The sequence below is a fragment of the Variovorax xiamenensis genome (genome assembly GCF_050916385.1).
In the GTDB taxonomy this organism is placed as follows: Bacteria; Pseudomonadota; Gammaproteobacteria; order Burkholderiales; family Burkholderiaceae_C; genus Variovorax.
On record NZ_CP139038.1, the window covers coordinates 5,711,332 to 5,733,210 of the forward strand.

The following is a 21,879-nucleotide window of genomic DNA, read 5'->3' on the forward strand; positions in this document are numbered from 1 at the left end:
TTCGAAAGAGGAACCGCCATGACCACCCTGCTGCGCCGCGCCCTTGTGCTCGTCTCGCTTTCGACGCTGCTGGGCGGCTGCGCGGTGGTGACGGTGGCCAGCACGGCGGTGAGCGTGGGCGCCGGCGCGGTCGGGCTGGCGGCCGACGCGGCCATCGGCACCGCGCGCATCACGGGCAAGGCCGTGGGCGCGGCGGCCGACGCGGTGATTCCCGACAGCCAGTAAGGCTCTCGCGAAACTCAGTCCGCCAGGCCCAGCCGGGCCACGTGCGGCGGCGTGTGCAACGCCTTTTCCTTCCGCACGAATGCTGATCTGAGCCCCGCATGGGGCTCGCGCGCGTCGAAGAAGTTGCGGCGCATGTGGGTCAGCTCCTCGTCGCGGTAGCGCTGCAGCGGCTTCACCGACTCGTCCTGCTCGCGCATCGACTTCTTTTGGGCGATGCGCTCGGCGATGTCCGGTGACGCGGCCAGTTCCGCCGCCAGCCGGGCCACCTCGTCGCCCAATTCCTCTGACGCGGCCTGCAGCACGCGTTCCGCCATGCCCAGTTCGACCGCGCGCTTCGCGCTCACCGGCAGCGCCGACTGCGTGAGACGCAGCGCCTCGCTCTCGCCCACGCGGCGCGGGAGGATGTAGGTCCAGTATTCCGAGCCGTGCAGCCCCATCAGCTTGTAGTGCGGGTTGAGCACTGCGCCGTCGCGGCACCAGACCTCGTCGGCCGCCAGCGCGAGCATCACGCCGCCGGCCGCCGCGTTGCCGCCCAGCGCCGATACGGTGATCCGGTCGGTGGTGGTGAGCACAGCCTCGACGAGGTCGTTCATCGCATGGATGTTGGCCCACGACTCCTCGGCCGGGTCTTCGGCCGCTTCGATCACGTTGAGGTGGATGCCGTTGGAAAAGAAGTCGCGCACGCCGCCCAGCACCAGCACCGAGGTCGGCCGGGTGCAGGCGAAGCGGTAGGCCTCCAGCAGCCGCCGGCATTGCCTGGTGCTCATCGCGCCGCCGGGAAAGGAGAAGTTCAGCACCCCGACCGCGCCCTGCTCGCCGTAGCGGATGTCCGACCAGGTGCGGCGCCCGGCCGGCAGCTGCAGCGGCGCCGGCACCTCGGGCACTTCGAAGGGCAGCAGGTCGCCGAGCGCCTCGACGGCCGGCAGCTTGTAGCTGGGCAGGCGCGAGCCGGGTTCGCGCCAGGGCCGCAGCTGCTGGATCCACACCGCGCCGTCGACGGTGGCGCGGCAGATCGCGCCGGCGCGGGTGGCGATCAGTTCGCCGGGCCGGCCGCGCAGTTCGTCTTCGGGATGACCGCCGTGCAGGTACCAGCGCACGCCCAGCAGTTCGTCGAGCACGCCGGGCTGCGAGTCGGCAGCGCGCAGCCGGCGCAGCACCGCCTCTGTCGGGTCGGACGCCCAGTCGATGCGCCGCTGCTCCTGCTTCATGAAGGGCCGCCAGCCGGCGGCGAGCGCGGCTGGCTCCTGCTTCTGCGGCTTGTGCCTGCCCGAGGCGAAGCGCTCGACCGCGAGCAGCACCGCGTCGAGCGCCGCGTCGGCCACCTCGCCCCGGTAGAGATCGCTCTTGCCGGCCAGCGGCGGCAGCTTCAGCGGCGACCAGGCCCAGACATCGCCCGCGTCCATCTCGGCCACGGCCTCGAGCACGGTGACGCCCCAGCTTTCGGCGCCGCCCTGCAGCGTCCAGTCGAGCGACGAGGGGCCCCGGTCGCCCGGCGGGCCGGGATGCACGATCAGGCAGGTGTGGGCGGTCCAGACGTCTTGTGGGATCGCGCTGGTCAGCATCGGCGCCACGATGAGCTGCGGCGCATGCACCCGCACCGCCTCGCGCAGTGCGTCGTCATTGCCGAGGGCCAGCGCCACGCCGACGGTGTGGCCGCGATCCTGGAGTTCGGCGAGAACCCGTTGCGTCAGGCTGTTGAACGCGCTCGCGACAAGCAGGATGTGCATCGGACGGCCCCGGTAATGTCGGTGACGAAATGTCAACTAATGTCAAAAATGTATCTGTAACCCTCGTTCCGGATAAGTTGACTGAAAGTTCGCATGGCCCCTGCCGCAGCCCTTACTCGACGTAGGAAAGCGGCAGCGCGGTGGTGAACTTGATTTCCTCCATCGCGAAGCTGGAGCTCACGTCCGACAGGTCGGTGTCTGCCACCAGGCGCTTGTAGACCTTGTCGTAGGCCGCGATGTCGGGCACGACCACGCGCAGCAGGTAGTCGATGTCGCCGCTCATCCGGTAGAACTCGACGACCTCGGGAATCACGTCGACCACGGCCTTGAAGTGCTCGAACCACGCCAGCGAGTGCGTGCGGGTGCGCACGGCGACGAACACGGTGACGCCCACGTTCACCTTCTGCGGATCGACCAGCGTCACGCTGCGGGTGATCACGCCGGCCTCCTTCAGGCGCTGGATGCGCCGCCAGCAGGGCGTTTGCGACAGGCCGACCCGGGCGGCCAGTTCGGCGACCTGCCATTCGGAGTTCTGCTGCAGCAGTTCGAGGATCTTCCGATCCATGGAATCTATTTTTATCTTCTTCATATTTCTGAGAACAGGATTCTCAAATACTGAAGAAATGGAGCCTGGAACGCAAGCCTTTTCCTCGTACGGCTTTGCAGAATCATGCCCATGGAAATCTATCTGGACGCCAACGCCACCACCCCCGTTCTGCCCGAGGCCCGCGCCGCGGCGCTCGCCGCCATGGCCGGCGATTTCGGCAACCCCAGCAGCACCCACACCACCGGCCTGAAGGCCCGGGCGCTGATGGACGCGGTGCGCGCCCGCGCCCGCCGGGTGATCGGGGCGCCCTCGGGACAGCTGCTGTTTCTCAGCGGCGCGACCGAAGGCATCCAGACCGCCGTGCTGTCGGCCCTGAGTTCGCTGCGCGCACGCCACCAGGCGGGCGACACAACTACGCAACTGCTGCTCTACGGCGCGACCGAGCACAAGGCCGTGCCCGAAGCGCTTCGGCACTGGAACGCGCTGCTGGGCCTGAACCTGGAGGTGCTCGCCATCCCCGTGGGCCGCGACGGCCGCCACGACCTCGGCTGGCTGCGCGCGCACGCGCCGCGCGCCGGCATGGTCTGCACGATGGCCGCCAACAACGAGACCGGCGTGGTGAGCGACCTCGACGGCATCGCGGCCGCGCTCGCGAACAGTCCGGCGCTCTGGATGGTCGACAGCGTGCAGGCCCTCGGCAAGCTGCCGCTGTGGCTGGGCGAACGGCCCATCGACTACGCGCCCTTCTCCGGCCACAAGCTCTACGCGCCCAAGGGCATCGGCCTGCTGTATGTGCGCCAGGGCGCGCCCTTCACGCCGCTGATGGCCGGCGGCGGCCAGGAAGACTCGCTGCGCTCCGGCACCGAGAACATGTCGGGCATCGCGGCGCTGGGCGCGGTGCTCGAGGCGCTCGAAGAGGGCCGGACCTTCCAGGACCACGCCACGCTCGCCGCATACCGCGACCGCCTCGCCACCGCGCTGCAGGACGCCTTTCCGGGGCTGGTGTTCAACGCGCCGCCCGAGCTGTCCCTGCCGACGACCCTGAACTTCTCGGTGCCCGGCCTGAGTTCCAAGCTGCTGCTGGACCTGTTCGACGCCGCCGACATGCGCGTCAGCGGCGGCTCCGCCTGCGGCGCGTCGAAGGCCCGGCCCAGCTACGTGCTCGAAGCGATGGGGCTGCCCGCTTGGCGCACCGCCTCGGCGGTGCGGCTGTCCTTCGGCCCGGCCACCGACGAGGCCTTCATCGACGAAGCCTGCGCCCGCATCGGCGCCTGCGGCGAGTCGCTGCGCGAGAGCTGCCTGAGCACCACCCCGCAGAGCCACGCGCTGCCGCCCGAGCGGCTGACCCGCTTCGTCGTCGACGGCGCCTGCTGCTACCTGCTGGCCGACGCAGTGAGCCGCCGCTGCGTGGTCATAGACCCGCTGCCCGAATTGACCGGCCAGCTCACCCAATGGCTGGGCTGCCACGGCTACACGCTGGCCGCCGTGCTCGACACGCACAGCCACGGCGACCACGCCTCCTCGGGCCCCGAGCTGCTCGCCGCCGTGCCCGAATCGCAACGCGAGCCGGGGCCCGTGGACGCGCTCGGATGGCCGCAGGGCGCGCAGCAGATCGATCTCGGCGCGCAGCGGCTCACGCGGCTGGCGCTGCCCGGCCACACCGCCGACTCCACGGCCTACCTGCTGCACGATGCCGGTGGCCTGCGCCTGGCCTTCGTCGGCGACACCGTGATGCCCGGCGCCCTGGGCCGCAGCGACTTCGCGCAGAGCGAACCGATGGCCTACGGCCCTTCGCTGCTGAAGCTGAAGCAGGCGCTGGAACCCGGCACGCTGATGCTGCCGGGCCACGACTACGACGACCGCTTCGCCGCCACGCTGGACACCGAATGCGCGGCCCAGCCGCTGCTGCGGGACGTTCTCTCCGGCGCCCTGGACGCGGCCGGCTTCGCGCGCGCAAAGGAGGCGCTGGAGCGCGGCCTCGCGCTCACCGAATACCAGACCATGGCCTGCGGCGCGCGGGTCGACACCTGCACCGCCGGCACGTCCTTCGAGCTGGCCCCCGAGGCTCTGTCGGCACTGCTGCAGGCACAGCCCGGACTGGTGCTGGTCGACGTGCGCGAGCCCTACGAGCAGCGCCTGGGCCACGCGCCGGTGCTGGACTCGGCGAGCCGGCAGCAGGCCGTGTCGCTGTCGAGGCTGACCAATGCCCTGCCCGACTGGCTGGCGTTGCCCGAGGAAACGCCGGTGGTGTTCTTCTGTCGCAGCGGCAACCGCAGCGCGCAGGCCGCCAGGGCGCTGCGCAGGCTGGGCCATGCGCAGGCCTGGAGCCTCGCCGGGGGCCTTGCGCTTTGGCCGCGAGAATCGTCCGCCGAAGCCCTGCACGTGCAATCGGCCTGATCCCCTTGAAAGCCCCAGTGAATCTCCGCCGCAATCTTCTCCTCGCCACCTGCGCGCTCGGCACGCTGCCGGCCTCCGTCGCCTTCGCCCAGCGCCGCTCCGATTCCGTCGAAGGGCGCTTCGGCAAGCTCGACGGGCTGCGCTTCGATCAACTGCCTTTCCAGGACGCGATCAAGGTCGTGCATGGCAATGGCAAGCGGCAGATCGCGGTGTTCTCCGATCCGAACTGCGGCCATTGCAAGCGCGTCGACAAGGACCTGAAAACGCTCGGCAACGTCACCGTGCACGTCTTTCTCTACCCGGTGCTGGGCGAGGATTCATCAGCCAAGGCGCGCGACCTGTGGTGCGGCAAGGACAGGGCCGCAGGCTGGCAGGCATGGATCGAAGCGGGCACCGTGCCTGCGGCATCCACGGGCGCGTGCGATGCATCGGCGCTGCAACGCAACGCAGCGCTCGGGCGCAAGCTGGGCATACGGGGCACGCCCGCGCTGATCTTCGGCGACGGCACTTTCGTGCCGGGCGCGATTCCCGTGCGCTGGATCGAGCAGCTGCTCGGCGCGGGCGGCTGAGCCGGGCCGGGCCGAATCGAGGCTAGGGCGCCTCGGTGCCGCGGTCGGGCGAGGAGCCGCTGCGCACCACGCGCTGGTCGTCGTTGAGCGTGGCGGTGAAGACCATGGACGAGTTCGGCGGCTGCACCCAGCGCCACTCCCACTCGGTCTCGCGCTTGAGCGCATAGGGCGTGACCTTCGCGGGCTTGCCCAGCATCTTGCGCAGGTCTTCCATCATCATGCCGGGCTGCACCTTCGCGAAGTTCTCGGGCGTGAGCACCTGGCGCAGCGCGCTCATCTTTCCGTCGGTGCCGATGGTGATCATGTAGTTCTTCTGGCCGGCCGGCTGGCGGTTGTACTCGAACACGCGGGCGCCGCCAGGGGCGTCCCAGATGTTCTCGGGCTGGCCGAAGCGGGCCCGCACGTCGGCCTCGGTGGAGACGCCTTCCTCGAGTTCGCTGATGTTCTTCGAGTCGCATGCCGCGAGCCCGATCGCCGCCGCCAGACACCCGATTGCCATGCCGATCCGCCATCCCTGAATTTGCTTCATGCCGTCCCCGGTAAAATTCGCGCCAACAAAGGTCCAGTCTATGTCCATCTTCCGCCGCCCCCACTACACCTCCGAGATCACGAACTTCATCGAGGAGATGAAGGAAAAGAAGCCGACGCTGGAGGCCGAACAGCGCGCCGGCCGCGCCCTGCTCTGGGACAAGCACCTCGACCGCGGCCTGCTCGAGGAGTACAGCGAAGCCCGCGTGCCCCAGAAGCCGTACGTCTACCAGACCCAGACCAAGTAATTTCGCTGATGCCGAATTGGCAGCACACACCCGTCCGCATTGCGTTGGTCGCTACTGAAACAATAGCAACCACCCGATGAACAGCGACGAGGACACCGGCACGCTGGTGGTCGACATGCCCGAGGTGGTCGACCAGGTCGCGCTCGCGAGGCTCTATGGAGAGCCGCTGTTCGCGATGCCGAAGGACCTGTACATCCCGCCCGAGGCGCTGCAGGTGTTCCTGGAGGCCTTCGAAGGCCCGCTGGACCTGCTGCTCTACCTGATCCGCAAGCAGAACTTCAATATCCTCGACATCCCGATGGCGGGGCTCACGCGGCAGTACCTGAGCTACGTCGACGAGATCCGCCAGACGAACCTCGAACTCGCGGCCGAGTACCTGCTGATGGCCGCGATGCTGATCGAGATCAAGTCGCGCATGCTGCTGCCGCCCAAGAAGGTGGCCGACGGCGAAGAGGCGGAAGACCCGCGCGCCGAGCTCGTGCGCCGCCTGCTCGAGTACGAGCAGACCAAGCTGCAGGCCGCCGCCATCAGCGCCATGCCGCAGTACGGCCGCGACTTCTGGAAGGCGCAGGTCTACATCGAGCAGTCGCTGAAGCCGCGCTTTCCCGACGTGGACGTGATCGAGCTGCGCGACGCCTGGGCCGACATCATGAAGCGCGCCAAGCTCGTGCAGCACCACAAGATCTCGCGCGAGGAACTCAACGTTCGCGAGCACATGAGCATCGTGCTGCGCCATCTGCAGGGGCAGCGCTTCGTCGAATTCGAGAAGCTCTTCGACGTGTCGCGCGGCGTGCCGGTGCTGATCGTCACCTTCATCGCGATGCTGGAGCTCGCGAAGGAGACGCTGATCGAGATCACCCAGGCGGAAGCCTTCGCCCCCATCTACGTCCGGCTGGCGTACTCACCCTCCTGATCCACCCCGTGCGCGACTTCGACGTCCTCATCGTCGGCAGCGGCCTCGCCGGCCTCTCGGCGGCGCTGCACCTGGCACCCACGCACCGCGTGGCCGTGCTGACCAAGCGCGCGCTGAACGACGGCTCCAGCGCCTGGGCGCAGGGCGGCATCGCGGCGGTGCTGGCGGCGGGCGACAGCTTCGACGCGCACGTGGAAGACACCCTGATCGCCGGCGCCGGCCTGTGCGACCCCGAGGCCACGCGCTTCGTGGTCGAGCACGCGCCCGAGGCCATCGGCTGGCTGCGCGAGCTGGGCGTGCCCTTCTCGGAAGAAGACGGCGATCTGCATCTCACGCGAGAAGGCGGCCACAGCCAGCGCCGCATCGTGCACGTGACCGACGCCACCGGCGCGGCGGTGCAGCAGGTGCTGATCGAGCGGGTGCGGCGCACGCCGAACATCACGCTGTTCGAGCACCACACGCTGGTCGACCTCATCACCGGCCCGAAGATCGGGCTCGACGACCCCGCCTGCCTGGGCCTCTACGCGCTCGACGGCGAAACCGACGAGGTGCAGGCCTTCCGCGCGCCGCACACCATCCTGGCCACCGGCGGCGCGGGCAAGGTGTACCTGTACACCACCAACCCCGACACCGCCACCGGCGACGGCATCGCCGCCGCGTGGCGCGCGGGCTGCCGGGTGTCGAACATGGAGTTCATCCAGTTCCACCCGACCTGCCTGTACCACCCGCACGCCAAGTCCTTCCTGATCAGCGAAGCCGTGCGCGGCGAAGGCGGCCTGCTGAAGCTGCCCGACGGCACGCGCTTCATGCCGGAGCACGACGAGCGCGCCGAACTCGCGCCGCGCGACGTGGTGGCCCGCGCCATCGACTTCGAGATGAAGAAGCACGGCCTCGACTGCGTGTACCTCGACATCTCGCACCAGCCGGCCGCGTTCCTGAAGGAGCACTTTCCCAACATCCTGGCGCGCTGCCTGGAGTTGGGCATCGACATCACGCGCGAGCCCATCCCGGTGGTGCCGGCCGCGCACTACACCTGCGGCGGCGTGCTCAGCGACCTGAGCGGGCGCACCGACATCCCAGGCCTCTACGCCATCGGCGAGACCGCCTGCACCGGGCTGCATGGCGCGAACCGGCTGGCCAGCAACTCGCTGGTCGAATGCATGGTGTTCGCGCGCGCCGCGGCCGGAGCAATTGCTTCGGCGCCGATGCGTGAACGCGCCGAACTGCCCGCCTGGGACGACAGCCGCGTCACCGACGCCGACGAGGCCGTGGTCATCTCCCACAACTGGGACGAGCTGCGCCGCTTCATGTGGGACTACGTCGGCATCGTGCGCACCAACAAGCGCCTGGAGCGCGCGAGCCACCGCATCGCGCTGCTGCAGGCCGAGATCCAGGAGTTCTACGCGAACTTCCACGTCACGCCCGACCTGCTCGAGCTGCGCAACCTGGTGCAGGTGGCCGAGCTGATCGTGCGTTCCGCGCAGGCCCGCCACGAGAGCCGTGGCCTGCATTTCAGCCGCGACTACCCCTCGCTCGCCGAGCCCACCGCGCCCACGGTGCTGGTGCCTCCGGCAGACCGATAACCCTCACCCGTTCGTTTTTCTTCACTCAAGGATGCCCGGCCACCGACGCCCGCAGGGAGAAACCCAACCATGTCGAACACCACACCCGCCACCGCCGCTACTGAAGCACCGCCGGCCTCGCCTTACGGCACGCTGCCGCCGGCCTCCCCGCCCGCATCGCGCAAGCCCGTGAGCCTGCCGCGCCTTGCCGACATGCACGCGCGCGGCGAGAAGATCGCGATGCTCACGGCCTACGACGCCACCTTCGCGGCCATGGCCGACGCGGCCGGCGTCGACTGCCTGCTGGTCGGCGATTCGCTCGGCATGGTCTGCCAGGGCCTGAACAGCACCGTGGGCGTGAGCCTGGACACCATGCGCTATCACACCGACAGCGTCTCGCGCGGCCTGCGCCGAGTGCAGGGCACGGCCTGGCTGATTGCCGACCTGCCATTCGGCAGCTACCAGGAATCGCGCGAACAGGCGCTGCGCAGCGCCACCGTACTGATGCAGGCCGGCGCGCACATGGTCAAGCTCGAAGGCGGCGGCTGGACCACCGAGACCGTGCGCTTCCTGGTCGAGCGCGGCATTCCGGTGTGCGCCCATCTCGGCCTGACGCCGCAGACGGTGCACGCGCTGGGCGGCTACCGCGTGCAGGGCAAGGGCGACACCGCCAGCGCGCTGCTGAAGCAGCAGGCCCACGAGTTGCAGGACGCGGGCGCCGCGATGGTGGTGCTCGAGATGGTGCCGGCCGCGCTGGCCGCCGAGCTCACGGCCGAACTGAAGCACTGCGCCACCATCGGCATCGGCGCCGGCAAGGCCACCGCCGGACAGGTGCTCGTGCTGCACGACATGCTGGGCATCAACCTCGGGAGGATGCCGAAGTTCGTGCGCAACTTCATGGCCGACGCGCCGGGCGTGCTGCCCGCGCTCAAGGCCTACGTTCAGGCCGTCAAGGACGGCAGCTTCCCCGACGACCGACTCCACGCCTGGTAAGGAAGGAAACCTCATGCACATCGCACACACCATCGACGACCTGCGCAGCCACCTGGCCGCCTTCGGGCGCCCCGCCTTCGTCCCCACCATGGGCAACCTGCACGACGGCCACCTGGCCCTGGTGAAGCAGGCCAAGCCGCTGGGCGACGTGACCGTGGCCAGCATCTTCGTGAACCGCCTGCAGTTCCTGCCGCACGAGGACTTCGACACCTACCCGCGCACCTGGGACAGCGACTGCGAGAAGCTGCGCGCCGCCGGCTGCGACGTGCTGTTCGCGCCCGACGAGAAGGCGCTCTACCCCGAGCCCCAGACCTGCAAGGTGTACCCCGACCCGGCGCTGGCCGACATCCTCGAAGGCCACTTCCGCCCCGGCTTCTTCATCGGCGTGTGCACGGTGGTGATGAAGCTCTTCCAGTGCGTGCAGCCGCGCGTGGCGGTGTTCGGCAAGAAGGACTACCAGCAGTTGATGATGATCCGGCACATGGTCCGGCAGTTCGCGCTGCCGGTCGAGATCGTGGGCGGCGAGACCTTCCGCGCCGAAGACGGCCTGGCGCTTTCGTCGCGCAACGGCTACCTGAGCGAAAGCGAGCGCGCCGAGGCCGTGCAGCTGTCGAAGGCGCTGAAGGCGATGGCCGAGGCGGTGCGCTCGGGCGAACGCGACCTGGGCGCCATCGAGGCGCGGGCCATGCAGACGCTGACCGGGCGCGGCTGGCAGCCCGACTACCTGGTGCTGCGCCGCCGTTCGGACCTGCAGGCGCCGGCCCCGGGCGACGCGCTGGTGGCGCTGGCCGCGGCGCGCCTGGGCACCACGCGCCTGATCGACAACCTCGAGATCGAGACGCCGGCCCCATGACCTACAGCGTCAAGGAAATCTTCTACACGCTGCAGGGCGAAGGCGGCCAGGCCGGCATGCCGGCCGTGTTCTGCCGCTTCGCGGGCTGCAACCTCTGGACGGGCCGCGAGGAAGACCGCGCCTCCGCCGTCTGCCGTTTCTGCGACACCGATTTCGTCGGCACCGACGGCACGCTGGGCGGCAAGTTCAAGACCGCCGACCTGCTCGCCGACACCATCGCGGCGCAATGGCCCGCCACCGATGCCGACCACCGGCTGGTGGTGCTGACCGGCGGCGAGCCGCTGCTGCAGGTGGATGCGGAGCTGGTCGACGCGTTGCATGCGCGCCGCTTCCGCATCGCGGTCGAGAGCAATGGCACGGTCGAGGCGCCCGAGGGCATCGACTGGCTGTGCATCAGCCCCAAGGCCGGCGCGCCCTGGGTGCAGCAGCGCGGCCAGGAGCTGAAGCTGGTGTGGCCTCAGACCGAATTCGACCTCGACACCATGGCGCGCACCGGCGAGTTCACGCACCGTTTCCTGCAGCCCATGGACGGGCCCGACCGCGTCGCGAACACCGAGCTTTGCATTGCCGAATGCATGAAGCAGCCCGCGTGGCGCCTCAGCGTGCAGACCCACAAGATCACCGGCATCCGCTGAGACAGCGACCCTTTTCCCTCTGAGTTTCTTTTTGACGATGCGATTCACCATCAGCCAACGCTTCTTCTTCGATGCCGCCCACACGCTCAAGCGCGAGATCGAAGTCGAAGGCAGCCGCCGTATCCACGGCCACACTTACCACGCGGAGGTGTGGCTCACAGGCGAGCGCGACCCGGTGACAGGCATGGTGATCGACCTGGGCCTGCTGCGCCGTCGGTTGGAGGATGTGCGCGAGCAGCTCGACCACCACCTGCTGGACGACGTGGAGGGGCTGCATCCGCCGACGCTGGAGAACCTGTGCGTGTTCATCGCCGATGCGCTGCCCGACCTGCGGCCTTCGCTTGCGCGCGTGAAGGTCTGGCGCGAGGCGCTGGGCGACAGCTGTACGGTCGACTTCTAGCCGCCGCCCGCCTGGCGCTCGCTCAGGCCGCGCCGATGCCGGCCACCAGACTGCCGGGCGCCTGCCCGTTCTTCAGCCCGGCCGTGAACGCCAGCATCCGGTCGATCGGCACACGGGCCCGCAGCCCAAGCGCCGGATCGACGTGGATCTCTCCGGCCCCCGTCTCCAGGGCATTCGCCAGTTCCACCAGCCCGTTCATCGCCATCCACGGGCAATGCGCGCAGCTCTTACAGGTGCCGCCGTTGCCGGCCGTGGGCGCCTCGATGAAGACCTTGCCGGGGTTCAGCGTGCGCAGCTTGTGCAGCATGCCGCTGTCGGTGGCGACGATGAATTCGTTGGCGTCCATGCGCTGCGCCGCGTTCAGGATGGCCGAGGTGGAGCCCACCGCGTCGGCCAGCGCGATCACGTCCGAGGGCGACTCGGGGTGCACCAGCACCTTCGCCTTCGGATGCTCCTTCATGAGCAGCTCGAGCTCCAGCGCCTTGAACTCGTCGTGCACGATGCACGCGCCGTTCCAGCTGACCATGTCCGCGCCGGTCTGGCGCTGGATGTAGTCGCCCAGGTGGCGGTCGGGGCCCCAGAGGATCTTCTGCCCCGCCGCATGCAGCGCATTCACCACGTCGAGCGCGCAGCTGGAGGTGACGAGCCAGTCGGCGCGCGCCTTCACGGCCGCGCTGGTGTTGGCATAGACGACCACGGTGCGGTCGGGATGCTGGTCGCAGAAGGCGCTGAACTGGTCGACCGGGCAGCCCAGGTCGAGCGAGCAGTTCGCGTCGAGGTCGGGCATCAGCACGCGCTTCTCGGGCGAGAGGATCTTCGAGGTCTCGCCCATGAAGCGAACGCCCGACACCACCAGCGTCTGCGCGGCGTGGTCGCGGCCGAAGCGCGCCATTTCGAGCGAATCGCTCACGATGCCGCCGGTTTCCTCGGCAAGGTCCTGCAGGTCGGGATGCACGTAGAAGTGCGACACCATCACGGCATTGCGCTCGCGCAGCAGGCGGCGGATGCGCTCCTTCAGCGCGATGCGTTCGTCGGGCGAAGGCTCGGGCGGCACGCGGGCCCAGGCGTGGCGGGTGTCGCAGACGGCGCCGGCTGTGGTTTCGGCGGGCTGTTCGTAGTCGACGTCGATGACCGTGGACGACATGGGCGGATCAGCCTTCCTGGAAACGCATCGAGTAGTCGATGGCCTTGACGTCCTTGGTCAGGGCACCGACGGAAATCCGGTCGACCCCGGTTTCGGCCAGGGCGCGCAGGCCGTCCAGTGTGACGCCGCCGGAAATCTCCAGCACGGCCTTGCGGTCTTCGCCGGCCTCGTCGTTGATGCGCACGGCCTCGCGCAGCGTGGGCAGGTCCATGTTGTCGAGCAGCACCATGCGCGCGCCGGCATCGAGCGCCTCGCGTAGCTGGGCCAGCGTCTCGACCTCGACCTCGACGAACTCGGCCTGCGAAGCCACGGGCGCCACGGCGCGCAGGGCCGCGGCCACGCCACCGGCCGCGGCGATGTGGTTTTCCTTGATGAGCACCGCGTCGTACAGGCCGATGCGGTGGTTCAGGCCGCCGCCGGTGCGCACTGCGTACTTCTGCGCGAGGCGCAGGCCGGGAATGGTCTTGCGGGTGTCGACGATGCGCGCGCGGGTGCCGCGCACGGCATCTGCATGGATCGCGGTCTTGGTGGCGACCGCGCTCAGCAGCTGCAGGAAGTTGAGCGAGGTGCGCTCCGCCGTCAGCAGCGCGCGGGCCGAGCCTTCGATCCCGAGCACGGTCTGGCCGGCCTCGCAGCGCTCGCCTTCGGCGCACAGCCACTGGATGCGCACCTGCGGATCGAGCTGCCGCAGCGTGGCTTCGACCCACGGGGCGCCGCACACGACGGCGGCTTCGCGCGCCAGCACGCGGGCGCGGGCGGTGCGGGCCGGGTCGACCAGCGAAGCGGTGAGGTCGCCGCCGGCGACGTCTTCCTGCAATGCGCGGGTGGCATCGGACAGGGCCAGCGCGGCCACGGCCGACGCTGAAAAATCAAAGCGAAGGCTCATGGCTCTCTTTGTCTCTGCGTTTTTCTCAGGGGGATTGACGGGGGGAAGCGGCGGCGCCCGGCTGGAGCTGCACCGATTCCGGCACCGGCTCGCGGCCGACGAGGGCCGCCACGGCGTCCTGCGGGCTCATGCGGCCGTCGAGCAGCGCGACCACGCCTTCGGCGATGGGCATCTCGATGCCGAGGCCGCGCGCGCGCTGCACCACGGTGCGGGCGCAGTACACGCCCTCTGCCACGTGGCCCAGCGAATCGACGGCCTGCGCCAGCGTGCGGCCCTGCGCCAGCAGCAGGCCGACCTTGCGGTTGCGCGACAGGTCGCCGGTAGAAGTCAGCACCAGGTCGCCCAGGCCCGAAAGGCCCATGAAAGTCTCGGCGCGGGCGCCCAGCGCGAGGCCGAAGCGCGTCATTTCGGCAAGGCCTCGGGTGATGAGCGCCGCGCGGGCGTTGAGCCCGAGCGCGAGCCCGTCGCACAGCCCGGTGGCGATGGCCAGCACGTTCTTTACCGCCCCGCCCACTTCCACGCCGACGATGTCCTCGTTGGCATAGACGCGCAACGCAGGGCCGTGAAAGGCGTCGACCAGCATGTCGCGCACGGCGGCGTGCGGGCTGGCAGCCACCAGCGCGGTCGGCCGCCCTTCGGCGACTTCCTGCGCGAAGCTGGGGCCGCTGAGCACGCCCGCTCTCAAATCAGGAGCAACCTGCGCCCAGATCTCGTGGGCCAGCAGGCCGAAGGATGCGGGGGAAGAACTGTCGAGCGCGGGCTCGACGCCCTTGCAAAGCCACGCCACAGCGGCGCTGCTGCCGCGCAACGCGACGAGTTGCTCGCGCAAGGCGGCCATGGGCGTGGCGACGATGACGAGGTCGGCACCGGCCTGCGCCTGGGCGATGTCGCCGGCGCGCACGGCCAGCGAGGCCGGCAGGGCCAGCCCGGGCAGGTAGCGGGAGTTTTCTCGCGCGGCCGACATGGCGTCGGCCTGGGCGGCGTCGCGCGCCCAGAGCGTGACTTCGTGGCGGGCCGCCGCGTTGACGGCGACCGCCGTGCCCCAGGCGCCGGCGCCATGAACGCAGATCTTCATCGGCGTCTGTGGCTGCTACGGCTGCAATGCCGCGATTACTGTGCCAGCGAGGGCGCAGCCTGGCCGGCGGCCTGGGCCTGCTGCTGCTCGTACATGGCCTGGAAGTTGATCTCGGCCAGGTGCACGGGCGGGAAGCCGCCGCGCTGGATCACGTCTGCCACGTTGCCGCGCAGGTACGGGTAGACGATCTGCGGGCAGGCGATGCCGAGGACGGCGCCCATCTGCTCTTCCGGCAGGTGGCGGATCTCGAAGATGCCGGCCTGCTTGGCCTCGACCAGGAACACGGTCTTGTCGCCGATCTTGGTCTGCACGGTGGCGGCCACGGTGATCTCGAAGATGCCTTCGGCCACGGGCTGGGCGTCCACGCCGAGCTGGATGTCGACGGTGGGCTGTTCCTGCTCCAGCAGGATCGCGGGCGAATTGGGCTGCTCGAGCGACAGGTCCTTGAGGTAGACGCGCTGGATCTGGAAGACGGGATCTTGGGCTTGCTGGTCGGCCATGGCTGAACTTTCGAGGATCAAAACAATGCCCGCCGGGGAGGGGGTCCCGCAGCGGGCTGCAGATGAGTGAACTGGCGATTATGGCCCCGTCGGAAGACGGTTCCGGGGCAGGACCGGTTTCAGGCGGCCTGCAGCAGCGGAACGAGGCCGCCGCGGCTGTCGAGCGCCATCAGGTCGTCGCAGCCGCCCACGTGGGTGTCGCCGATGAAGATCTGGGGCACCGTGCGGCGCTGGGTGATCTCCATCATGGTGTTGCGGGCCTGGGGGTCGGTGTCGATGCGGATCTCCTCGATCTGCTCGACGCCCTTGGACTTCAGGATCTGTTTCGCGCGGATGCAGTAAGGGCAAACGGCGGTGGTGTACATCTTGACTGCTTGCATACGCTCCATCTCGGGGGATTTCAGGCCTTTTCAACGGGCAGGTTAGCGTCTTTCCAGGCTTTCAGTCCGCCGGCCACGGCTTGGGCCTGCTCGTAACCCAGCTTCTTGGCAACCGCCACGGCGCGCTGGGCGCGGGCGCCGGTGGCGCATACCAGCAGGAGCGGCACGTTCTTGTTCTTGACCGCGCCGGCGAGTTTTTCCTCGAGCTGGTTCAGGGGAACGTTCTTGGCGCCGATCATGTGGCCGGTGGCGAATTCTTCCGGTTCGCGCACGTCGACCAGCACGGCGCGCTCGCGGTTGATGAGCTGCACGGCGCCCTGGGCCGTGAGCGTTCCGCCGCCCGCCCCCCGCACCAGCGGCCAGGCCAGCATGGCGCCCGAGCTGAGCGCGATCAGGATCAGCATCCAGTTCGCGGTGACGAATTCGATCAATTTCACGGGGGTTCCTTGAATGGCAAACCGGGGATTTTAGAATGCGAGGTTTCGCAAGCGCAGCCAAAGGCCTCCCACATGCACAAACTGGTATTGATCCGTCACGGTGAATCGACCTGGAATCTGGAAAACCGCTTCACCGGATGGACCGACGTCGACCTGACCGAAACCGGCGTCGAACAGGCCAAGCAGGCCGGCCGGCTGCTGAAGGCCGAGGGCTACGACTTCGACGTCGCCTACACGAGCGTGCTCAAGCGCGCCACCCGCACCCTCTGGCACACCCTCGACGAACTCGACCGCACCTGGCTGCCCGTGGTGCACTCCTGGCGCCTGAACGAGCGCCACTACGGCGGCCTGCAGGGCCTGAACAAGGCCGAAACCGCCAAGAAGTACGGCGACGAGCAGGTGCTGGTCTGGCGCCGCAGCTACGGCACCCCGCCCCCGCCGCTGGAAGCCGACGACCCGCGCAGCGAGCGCGGCGACGTGCGCTACGCCAAGCTCTCGCCCGAGCAGATCCCGCTGACCGAGTGCCTGAAGGACACGGTGGCGCGCGTGCTGCCCTTCTGGAACGAATCGATGGCGCCGGCCATCCGCACCGGCCGCCGGCTGGTGGTGGCGGCCCACGGCAACTCGATCCGCGCGCTGGTGAAGTACCTCGACGGCATCTCCGACGACGCCATCGTCGGGCTGAACATCCCGAACGGCATTCCGCTGGTCTACGAGCTCGACGACGACCTCAAGCCCCTGCGCCACTACTACCTCGGCGATGCCGCGGCCGCCGAGAAGGCCGCCGCCGCGGTGGCTTCGCAGGGCAAGGGCTGAAACAGGCCCCGAACGGGCCTCGGGGGGACGTTCTGTAAAGCCCCCGTCCGGCACTCCACCCGTGGAACCCCGGCAAACAATTTGCTTCCAAGCTGTGTATATTGGACTGACAGCCGCCGACAAGGACAACCACTCATGATGGGCCAGAAATTGAAGATCACCGGCTGGGTCGCCGCCGGCGCCGTTGCCGGCGTCCTGACCACCGTCTCGCTGCAGACAGTCGCACGCGGTTCGCTTGCGCCCCTGCCGCTCGAGGAATTGCAGCAGCTCGCCGCCGTCTTCGGAATGGTCAAGAGCGACTACGTGGAGCCGGTCGACGAGAAGAAGCTCATCTCCGACGCCATCTCGGGCATGGTCGCCGGGCTCGACCCTCACTCCCAGTACTTCGACAAGAAGTCCTTCAAGGAATTCAGGGAAGGCACCACCGGCCGCTTCGTCGGCGTGGGCATCGAGATTTCCCAGGAAGACGGCCTCATCAAGGTCGTCTCGCCCATCGAGGGCTCCCCCGCCTTCCGCGCGGGCCTCAAGCCCAATGACCTGATCACCAAGATCGACGACACCGCCGTGCGCGGCCTGTCGCTGAACGAGGCGGTCAAGCGCATGCGCGGCGAAGCCAACACCAAGGTGCTGCTGACCATCTTCCGCAAGGACGAGAGCCGCACCTTCCCCGTGACGATCACGCGCGAGGAAATCCGCACGCAGTCGGTCCGCGGCAAGATGATCGAACCCGGCTACGGCTGGATCCGGCTGTCCCAGTTCCAGGAACGCACCGTCGACGACTTCGTCAAGAAGATCGACGAGCTGTACAAGGAAGACCCGAACCTCAAGGGCCTGGTGCTCGACCTGCGCAACGACCCGGGCGGCCTGCTCGACGCCGCGGTGGCGGTGTCGTCGGCCTTCCTGCCCGAGAACGTTACGGTGGTCACCACCGACGGCCAGCTGGCCGAGAGCAAGTCGGTCTACAAGGCGGCGCCGGAGTTCTACCAGCGCCGCTCGGGCAGCGACCCGCTGCGCAGCCTGCCGGCCGCGCTCAAGAGCGTGCCGCTGGTCGTGCTGGTGAACGAAGGCTCGGCCTCGGCCAGCGAAATCGTCGCCGGCGCCCTGCAGGACCACAAGCGCGCCACCATCATGGGCAGCCAGACCTTCGGCAAGGGCTCGGTGCAGACGGTGCGTCCGCTCGGCCCCGACACCGGCCTGAAGATCACCACCGCGCGCTACTACACGCCCAGCGGCACCTCGATCCAGGCCAAGGGAATCGTGCCGAACGTGCTGGTCGACGAAAGCGCCGAAGGCAGCCCCTTCGCCGCCCTGCGCATGCGCGAGGCCGACCTCGAGAAGCACCTGGCCAGCGGCCAGGGCCCCGAAGTCAAGGACCCCGAGCGCGAGAAGGCCCGCGACGAAGCCCGCAAGCGCCTCGAGGAAGAAGCCAAGAAGCCGCCGCAGGACCGCAAGGTGCCCGAGTTCGGCACCGACAAGGACTTCCCGCTCGTGCAGGCGCTCAACCGCCTGAAGGGCCAGCCGGTGCTCGTGAGCAAGACGCAGGTCATCGTCGACAACAAGGAAGAGAAGAAGGAAAACTGAGCCCGGTGGCGCATGGAAGATAGCGAACTGCTGCGCTATTCGCGCCACATCCTTCTCGAGGAATTCGGCATCGACGGGCAAGCCCGCGTCAGTGCCGGACGGGTTCTCGTCATAGGCGCCGGCGGGCTGGGCTCGCCGGTGGCCCTGTATCTCGCTGCGGCGGGCGTCGGCCGCATCGTGCTGGTCGACGACGACGAGGTCGATCTCACCAATCTCCAGCGCCAGGTGGCCCACAGCCACGCGCGCGTCGGCCTGCCCAAGGTCGAATCGGCCGCGCAGGCCATGCGCGACATCAACCCCGAGATCGCCATCGAAACCCACGCGCTGCGCGCCGACGAGGCGCTGCTGTCGCGCCTGGTCGCCGAAGCCGACGTGGTGGTCGACTGCTGCGACAACTTCGCCACCCGGCAGGCCGTCAACCGGGCCTGCGTGACCCATGCGAAGCCGCTGGTGGCGGGCGCGGCGATCCGCTTCGACGGGCAGCTGAGCGTCTACGACACCCGGGACGACGCATCGCCCTGCTACGCCTGCCTGTTCCCGCCCGATGCGTCCTTCGAGGAAACGCGCTGCGCGGTGCTCGGGGTGTTCGGCCCGGTGGTGGGCACCATCGGCACGCTGCAGGCCAGCGAGGCCCTGAAGCTGCTGGCCGGCATCGGCCCGTCACTGGCAGGCAGGCTGCTGATGTTCGACGGGCGCAGCACCTCGTTCGATACGCTGCGCGTGGCGCGCGACCCGCACTGCAGCGTCTGCGCGCAGCGCCCCCGCTCCAACTAAGGCTGCTTCGCGCCCTTCGCCCGGGCGGCGCCCTTGGCCGCGGCTCCTGCCGTGGGCTTGTTCGCCTGCGCCACCACGCCCTTGCAGTCGGAATCCTCGCCCGGCCCCGTCTCAATGGTCGCGGCCAGCGCCAGCAGCGGATTGACCGCACCCAGCGCCAGCGCGGCCAGTCCGCGTCCGGCCAGCGGCCCGACCTCCAGGCCGCCCTTCGGATCGCCGAAGGTGCCGCTCACCACCAGCGGCGTGCGGATCGAGAGGATGTTCTTGCTCTTGGGCTCCGGACGGACCACGAAGTCCAGCCCCTCGGTCGCCAGGTTGGCTTGGCCGGTGGCGATGAACACGGCGTTGGTGGTGTCCACCACCAGCGTGCGGCCGGTCATCAGGCCCTTGTTCACGTCGAAGGCCAGGGCCGCGCAGCGCAGTTCCACGTTGCGGTCGCCGCGCAGGATGAACTTGATGATGTCGCCGCCCACCAGCGTCGCGAACACCGGCAGCAGGTTGCCGAACTGCCCGCGCCCCGAAATGACCGCTACATCGCCCGACACGCCCCCGAGCCAGTTGGCCACCGTGCTGCCCGAGCCCGAGAGATTGATCCGCCCGTCCAGCCGGCCCACGCTGTTGCCGGTGGTTTCGAGCTTCGGGAACAGCCGGGCCAGCTTCATGGCCCGCGCGTCGAGCGAAGCACGGATGTCCGCCGGATTCTTCGAGCCGTCGATGCGGATCGCGCCGGCGAGCGTGCCGCCGGCCACGCCCAGGTCGAGCGGGTCGAGCGTGAGGACGCCCTCGGCCAGCTTCACCTGCACGCTGCCGCGCTCCAGCGGCACGTCGCGCACGTTGCGGATGCGGTCGGCCGTGTATTTCACGTCGGCATTCATGGCGCGCAGGCGCTCGAAGTCCAGCGGCGCCGTGGGCAGCACCTTGCCGCCGGGGCGCTTGACCTGGGTGACGGTGGGCGGCGGCGCCACGCCTTCCACAGTTGCGGCGGTACGCGCCGTGGGCGGCAGGCCGATCAGCGGGCCGAGGTCATCCATGTCCATCACGTTCGAGCGCAGGTCGCCCGCCAGGTGCGGCAGCTTGCCGGCCTGATCGAAGCGCATGTCGCCGGCAATGTCGGACAGGCCCAGCCGCCCCTTGAGGCCTGAGGCCTCCCACAGCTTGCCGCGCTTGTCGAGCTTGCCGCTCAGGGTGTAGGGCGAGGTCTGCGGCAGCGCGATGCCCAGCAGCGGGAACAGCGCGCCCAGCGTCTGGCCCTTGATGTCGAACCTGGCGTCGATGCCGTCCAGGTCCGACAGGCGGGCGATAGTGCCAGCCGCCTTCAGTTGCGTCTGGCCGGCGGCGGCGCGGATCTCGATCGGAAATGGCGGCGCGTTCGTGGCCTCGATCTGCAGCACGTTGCCGGTACGCCCGCTGGCGGTCAACGGCTGGCCCTTGTAGCGGCCCTTGATGCGGTAGTCGAGCGGCATCTCGCCGCGGCTGCTGTCGTAGCTCAGGTCGGCATGCACGTCGACGCCAAGATGCTTGGCCAGGAAGTCGACCGCGCCACTGTCGATCTGCACCTGGCCGATGGTGGGCACGGTGCCGCCTTCGGAGCTGTCCTTGCCCTCCTTGCCCAGCGACCACGTGCGACGGCCGTCGGCCTCCATCTGCAGCCCCACCGTGGGCGAGGAAAGCGCCAGCCTTGGAATGACGATGCTGCTCGAGATCAGCGGCCACAAGCGGATGTCGAAGTCGGCGCGTTCCGCCTTCACCAGATAGGGATCGCGTGCCCAGGCAGGATTGGCGAACTCGATGCCGTCCAGCTTCACGGTGGCCTGCCGCCACCCGAGCCCCACGTCGAGCCGCCGGGTGATCTCGAACTTGCGCCCGGTCTTCTCGCTGACGTAGCGGTTGACCGGCTCGCGCAGCATGTCCCAGGGGAAGAAGGCGAGCCCCACGGCCAGCGCCGCGAACAGCAGCACGAAGCCCGCCAGCACCTTCGGCCAGAGCGGCCTCTTGCGCGGGATGCTGTTCATGGTCTCGTTGTTTTCCATGGGCTCCTTGTAACTCCGATGATGGCTTCTCTCCGGTCGGCGGCGGGCCGCAGAAACCGTGAGGTATTGCCTACGAAACGGTTCGCGCATGCATGCGTGGGAACCCGCCTACAGCCGTGCCGCGCCGAAGCTTGCATGATGTGGAACGGGAAAGCCGCACAGTTGGTTTGCAGGCTTTCCCTGCCAACGAGGCGCCGCGAATGCGCCTGCCAACCAGAGAGGAAGCGCGGTTCGGCATGGATTCCAGATTGCAGACCTACGTTGTCGAAGACAACCTCACGATCCGTGAAAACCTCATTGGCACGCTGGAAGAACTCACCTGCGCCTCCGTCGTCGGCTTCGCTGAAACCGAAAGCGGCGCGCGTGCCTGGCTGCTCGGTCACGACGGCGACTGGGATCTCGTCATCGTCGATCTCTTCCTCAAGCAGGGCAGCGGCCTCGGCGTGCTGCAGGCCTGCCAGGCCCGCAAGCCGGTGCAGAAGGTGGTGGTGCTCAGCAACTATGCGACGCCCGACATCCGGCGGCGCTGTGCGGAATTCGGAGTCGACGCGGTGTTCGACAAGTCCAACGAGATCGACGCTCTGGTCGAGTTCTGTCTCGTGCAGGCCCGGGACCGGGCCTCGCGCTCCTCGCCCGGTGCGGGCTGAGGAAAGAGAAGA

24 protein-coding genes are annotated in these 21,879 nt (G+C 68.8%); 14 read left to right on the forward strand and 10 right to left on the reverse strand.

All coding sequences use genetic code 11. The features are described from left to right. The first annotated feature begins 18 nt into the window (after positions 1-18). Positions 19-225, forward strand: coding sequence for a hypothetical protein (locus tag SFB74_RS26020; RefSeq protein ID WP_432727243.1), 207 nt, complete (start codon positions 19-21; stop codon positions 223-225). A gap of 14 nt (positions 226-239) precedes the next feature. Here the strand turns inward: SFB74_RS26020 and SFB74_RS26025 are convergent, their stop codons facing one another. Beyond that, complete coding sequence (locus SFB74_RS26025; RefSeq protein WP_432727245.1) at positions 240-1,952, reverse strand: enoyl-CoA hydratase-related protein; 1,713 nt, start codon at positions 1,950-1,952, stop codon at positions 240-242. Between the two features lie 112 nt (positions 1,953-2,064). Next, a complete protein-coding gene (locus SFB74_RS26030; RefSeq protein WP_432731999.1) occupies positions 2,065-2,526 on the reverse strand; it encodes an Lrp/AsnC family transcriptional regulator in 462 nt (153 codons plus the stop codon). Between the two features lie 102 nt (positions 2,527-2,628). On the opposite strand from SFB74_RS26030, the gene SFB74_RS26035 reads away from it, so the two are divergent. Then, positions 2,629-4,896, forward strand: a complete 2,268-nt coding sequence (locus tag SFB74_RS26035) for an aminotransferase class V-fold PLP-dependent enzyme (protein WP_432727247.1) — start codon at positions 2,629-2,631, stop codon at positions 4,894-4,896. Positions 4,897-4,913: 17 nt separating this feature from the next. After that, positions 4,914-5,465 carry a DsbC family protein gene (locus SFB74_RS26040; protein WP_432727248.1) on the forward strand — a complete coding sequence of 184 codons (552 nt, stop codon included), beginning with the start codon at positions 4,914-4,916 and terminating at the stop codon, positions 5,463-5,465. 22 nt (positions 5,466-5,487) lie between these two features. Here the strand turns inward: SFB74_RS26040 and SFB74_RS26045 are convergent, their stop codons facing one another. Beyond that, positions 5,488-5,964: an outer membrane protein assembly factor BamE gene (locus SFB74_RS26045; RefSeq protein ID WP_432727250.1), complete on the reverse strand. Its 477-nt coding sequence runs from the start codon at positions 5,962-5,964 to the stop codon at positions 5,488-5,490. A gap of 70 nt (positions 5,965-6,034) precedes the next feature. Between SFB74_RS26045 and SFB74_RS26050 the strand changes: the two genes are divergently transcribed. From SFB74_RS26050 to SFB74_RS26080, 7 genes are all read left to right on the forward strand, one after another. Beyond that, complete coding sequence (locus SFB74_RS26050; RefSeq protein WP_432727251.1) at positions 6,035-6,241, forward strand: DUF3460 family protein; 207 nt, start codon at positions 6,035-6,037, stop codon at positions 6,239-6,241. A gap of 76 nt (positions 6,242-6,317) precedes the next feature. Further along, positions 6,318-7,154, forward strand: coding sequence for a segregation and condensation protein A (locus tag SFB74_RS26055; protein ID WP_432727252.1), 837 nt, complete (start codon positions 6,318-6,320; stop codon positions 7,152-7,154). A gap of 8 nt (positions 7,155-7,162) precedes the next feature. Continuing rightward, on the forward strand, positions 7,163-8,737 hold the full coding sequence (gene nadB, locus SFB74_RS26060; protein WP_432727253.1) for an L-aspartate oxidase: 1,575 nt from the start codon (positions 7,163-7,165) through the stop codon (positions 8,735-8,737). A gap of 69 nt (positions 8,738-8,806) precedes the next feature. Next, a complete protein-coding gene (gene panB, locus SFB74_RS26065; RefSeq protein WP_432727254.1) occupies positions 8,807-9,709 on the forward strand; it encodes a 3-methyl-2-oxobutanoate hydroxymethyltransferase in 903 nt (300 codons plus the stop codon). A gap of 13 nt (positions 9,710-9,722) precedes the next feature. Continuing rightward, entirely contained in the window at positions 9,723-10,562 is an 840-nt protein-coding gene (gene panC, locus SFB74_RS26070; protein WP_432727256.1) for a pantoate--beta-alanine ligase, read from the forward strand. Further along, positions 10,559-11,197, forward strand: coding sequence for a 7-carboxy-7-deazaguanine synthase (queE, locus tag SFB74_RS26075; protein ID WP_432727257.1), 639 nt, complete (start codon positions 10,559-10,561; stop codon positions 11,195-11,197). The genes panC and queE overlap by 4 nt, the downstream gene beginning before the upstream one ends. 37 nt (positions 11,198-11,234) lie before the next feature. After that, positions 11,235-11,597: a 6-pyruvoyl trahydropterin synthase family protein gene (locus SFB74_RS26080; RefSeq protein WP_432727258.1), complete on the forward strand. Its 363-nt coding sequence runs from the start codon at positions 11,235-11,237 to the stop codon at positions 11,595-11,597. A 22-nt stretch (positions 11,598-11,619) separates the two neighbouring features. Here the strand turns inward: SFB74_RS26080 and nadA are convergent, their stop codons facing one another. The 6 genes from nadA to SFB74_RS26110 all read right to left on the reverse strand — a co-directional run bounded on the left by nadA (position 11,620) and on the right by SFB74_RS26110 (position 15,986). Continuing rightward, complete coding sequence (nadA, locus tag SFB74_RS26085) at positions 11,620-12,741, reverse strand: quinolinate synthase NadA (protein ID WP_432727260.1); 1,122 nt, start codon at positions 12,739-12,741, stop codon at positions 11,620-11,622. A 7-nt stretch (positions 12,742-12,748) separates the two neighbouring features. After that, a complete protein-coding gene (gene nadC / locus SFB74_RS26090) occupies positions 12,749-13,627 on the reverse strand; it encodes a carboxylating nicotinate-nucleotide diphosphorylase (protein ID WP_432727261.1) in 879 nt (292 codons plus the stop codon). A gap of 25 nt (positions 13,628-13,652) precedes the next feature. Continuing rightward, on the reverse strand, positions 13,653-14,702 hold the full coding sequence (locus SFB74_RS26095) for an NAD(P)H-dependent glycerol-3-phosphate dehydrogenase (protein ID WP_432727263.1): 1,050 nt from the start codon (positions 14,700-14,702) through the stop codon (positions 13,653-13,655). Between the two features lie 35 nt (positions 14,703-14,737). Beyond that, a complete protein-coding gene (gene secB, locus SFB74_RS26100; protein WP_432727264.1) occupies positions 14,738-15,202 on the reverse strand; it encodes a protein-export chaperone SecB in 465 nt (154 codons plus the stop codon). Positions 15,203-15,321: 119 nt separating this feature from the next. Further along, complete coding sequence (gene grxC, locus SFB74_RS26105) at positions 15,322-15,582, reverse strand: glutaredoxin 3 (protein ID WP_176659423.1); 261 nt, start codon at positions 15,580-15,582, stop codon at positions 15,322-15,324. Positions 15,583-15,602: 20 nt separating this feature from the next. Then, the gene (locus SFB74_RS26110) at positions 15,603-15,986 is read right to left on the reverse strand and encodes a rhodanese-like domain-containing protein (protein ID WP_432732000.1); all 384 of its coding nucleotides are present in this window, start codon (positions 15,984-15,986) and stop codon (positions 15,603-15,605) included. Positions 15,987-16,091: 105 nt separating this feature from the next. Here SFB74_RS26110 and gpmA point away from each other — a divergent pair, with 105 nt between their 5' ends. The 3 genes from gpmA (at position 16,092) to SFB74_RS26125 (ending at position 19,190) form a co-directional block, all read left to right on the forward strand. Next, positions 16,092-16,835: a 2,3-diphosphoglycerate-dependent phosphoglycerate mutase gene (gene gpmA / locus SFB74_RS26115; protein ID WP_301510335.1), complete on the forward strand. Its 744-nt coding sequence runs from the start codon at positions 16,092-16,094 to the stop codon at positions 16,833-16,835. A gap of 138 nt (positions 16,836-16,973) precedes the next feature. After that, positions 16,974-18,416, forward strand: coding sequence for a S41 family peptidase (locus SFB74_RS26120; protein WP_093198490.1), 1,443 nt, complete (start codon positions 16,974-16,976; stop codon positions 18,414-18,416). Between the two features lie 12 nt (positions 18,417-18,428). Further along, positions 18,429-19,190, forward strand: coding sequence for a HesA/MoeB/ThiF family protein (locus tag SFB74_RS26125; protein WP_432727265.1), 762 nt, complete (start codon positions 18,429-18,431; stop codon positions 19,188-19,190). Here the strand turns inward: SFB74_RS26125 and SFB74_RS26130 are convergent. Then, a complete protein-coding gene (locus tag SFB74_RS26130; RefSeq protein WP_432727266.1) occupies positions 19,187-21,220 on the reverse strand; it encodes an AsmA family protein in 2,034 nt (677 codons plus the stop codon). The two genes, SFB74_RS26125 and SFB74_RS26130, sit on opposite strands and share 4 nt — an antisense overlap. Before the next feature lie 200 nt (positions 21,221-21,420). Between SFB74_RS26130 and SFB74_RS26135 the strand changes: the two genes are divergently transcribed. Continuing rightward, positions 21,421-21,867, forward strand: coding sequence for a response regulator (locus SFB74_RS26135; protein WP_432727268.1), 447 nt, complete (start codon positions 21,421-21,423; stop codon positions 21,865-21,867). The last annotated feature ends 12 nt before the right edge of the window (positions 21,868-21,879 follow it).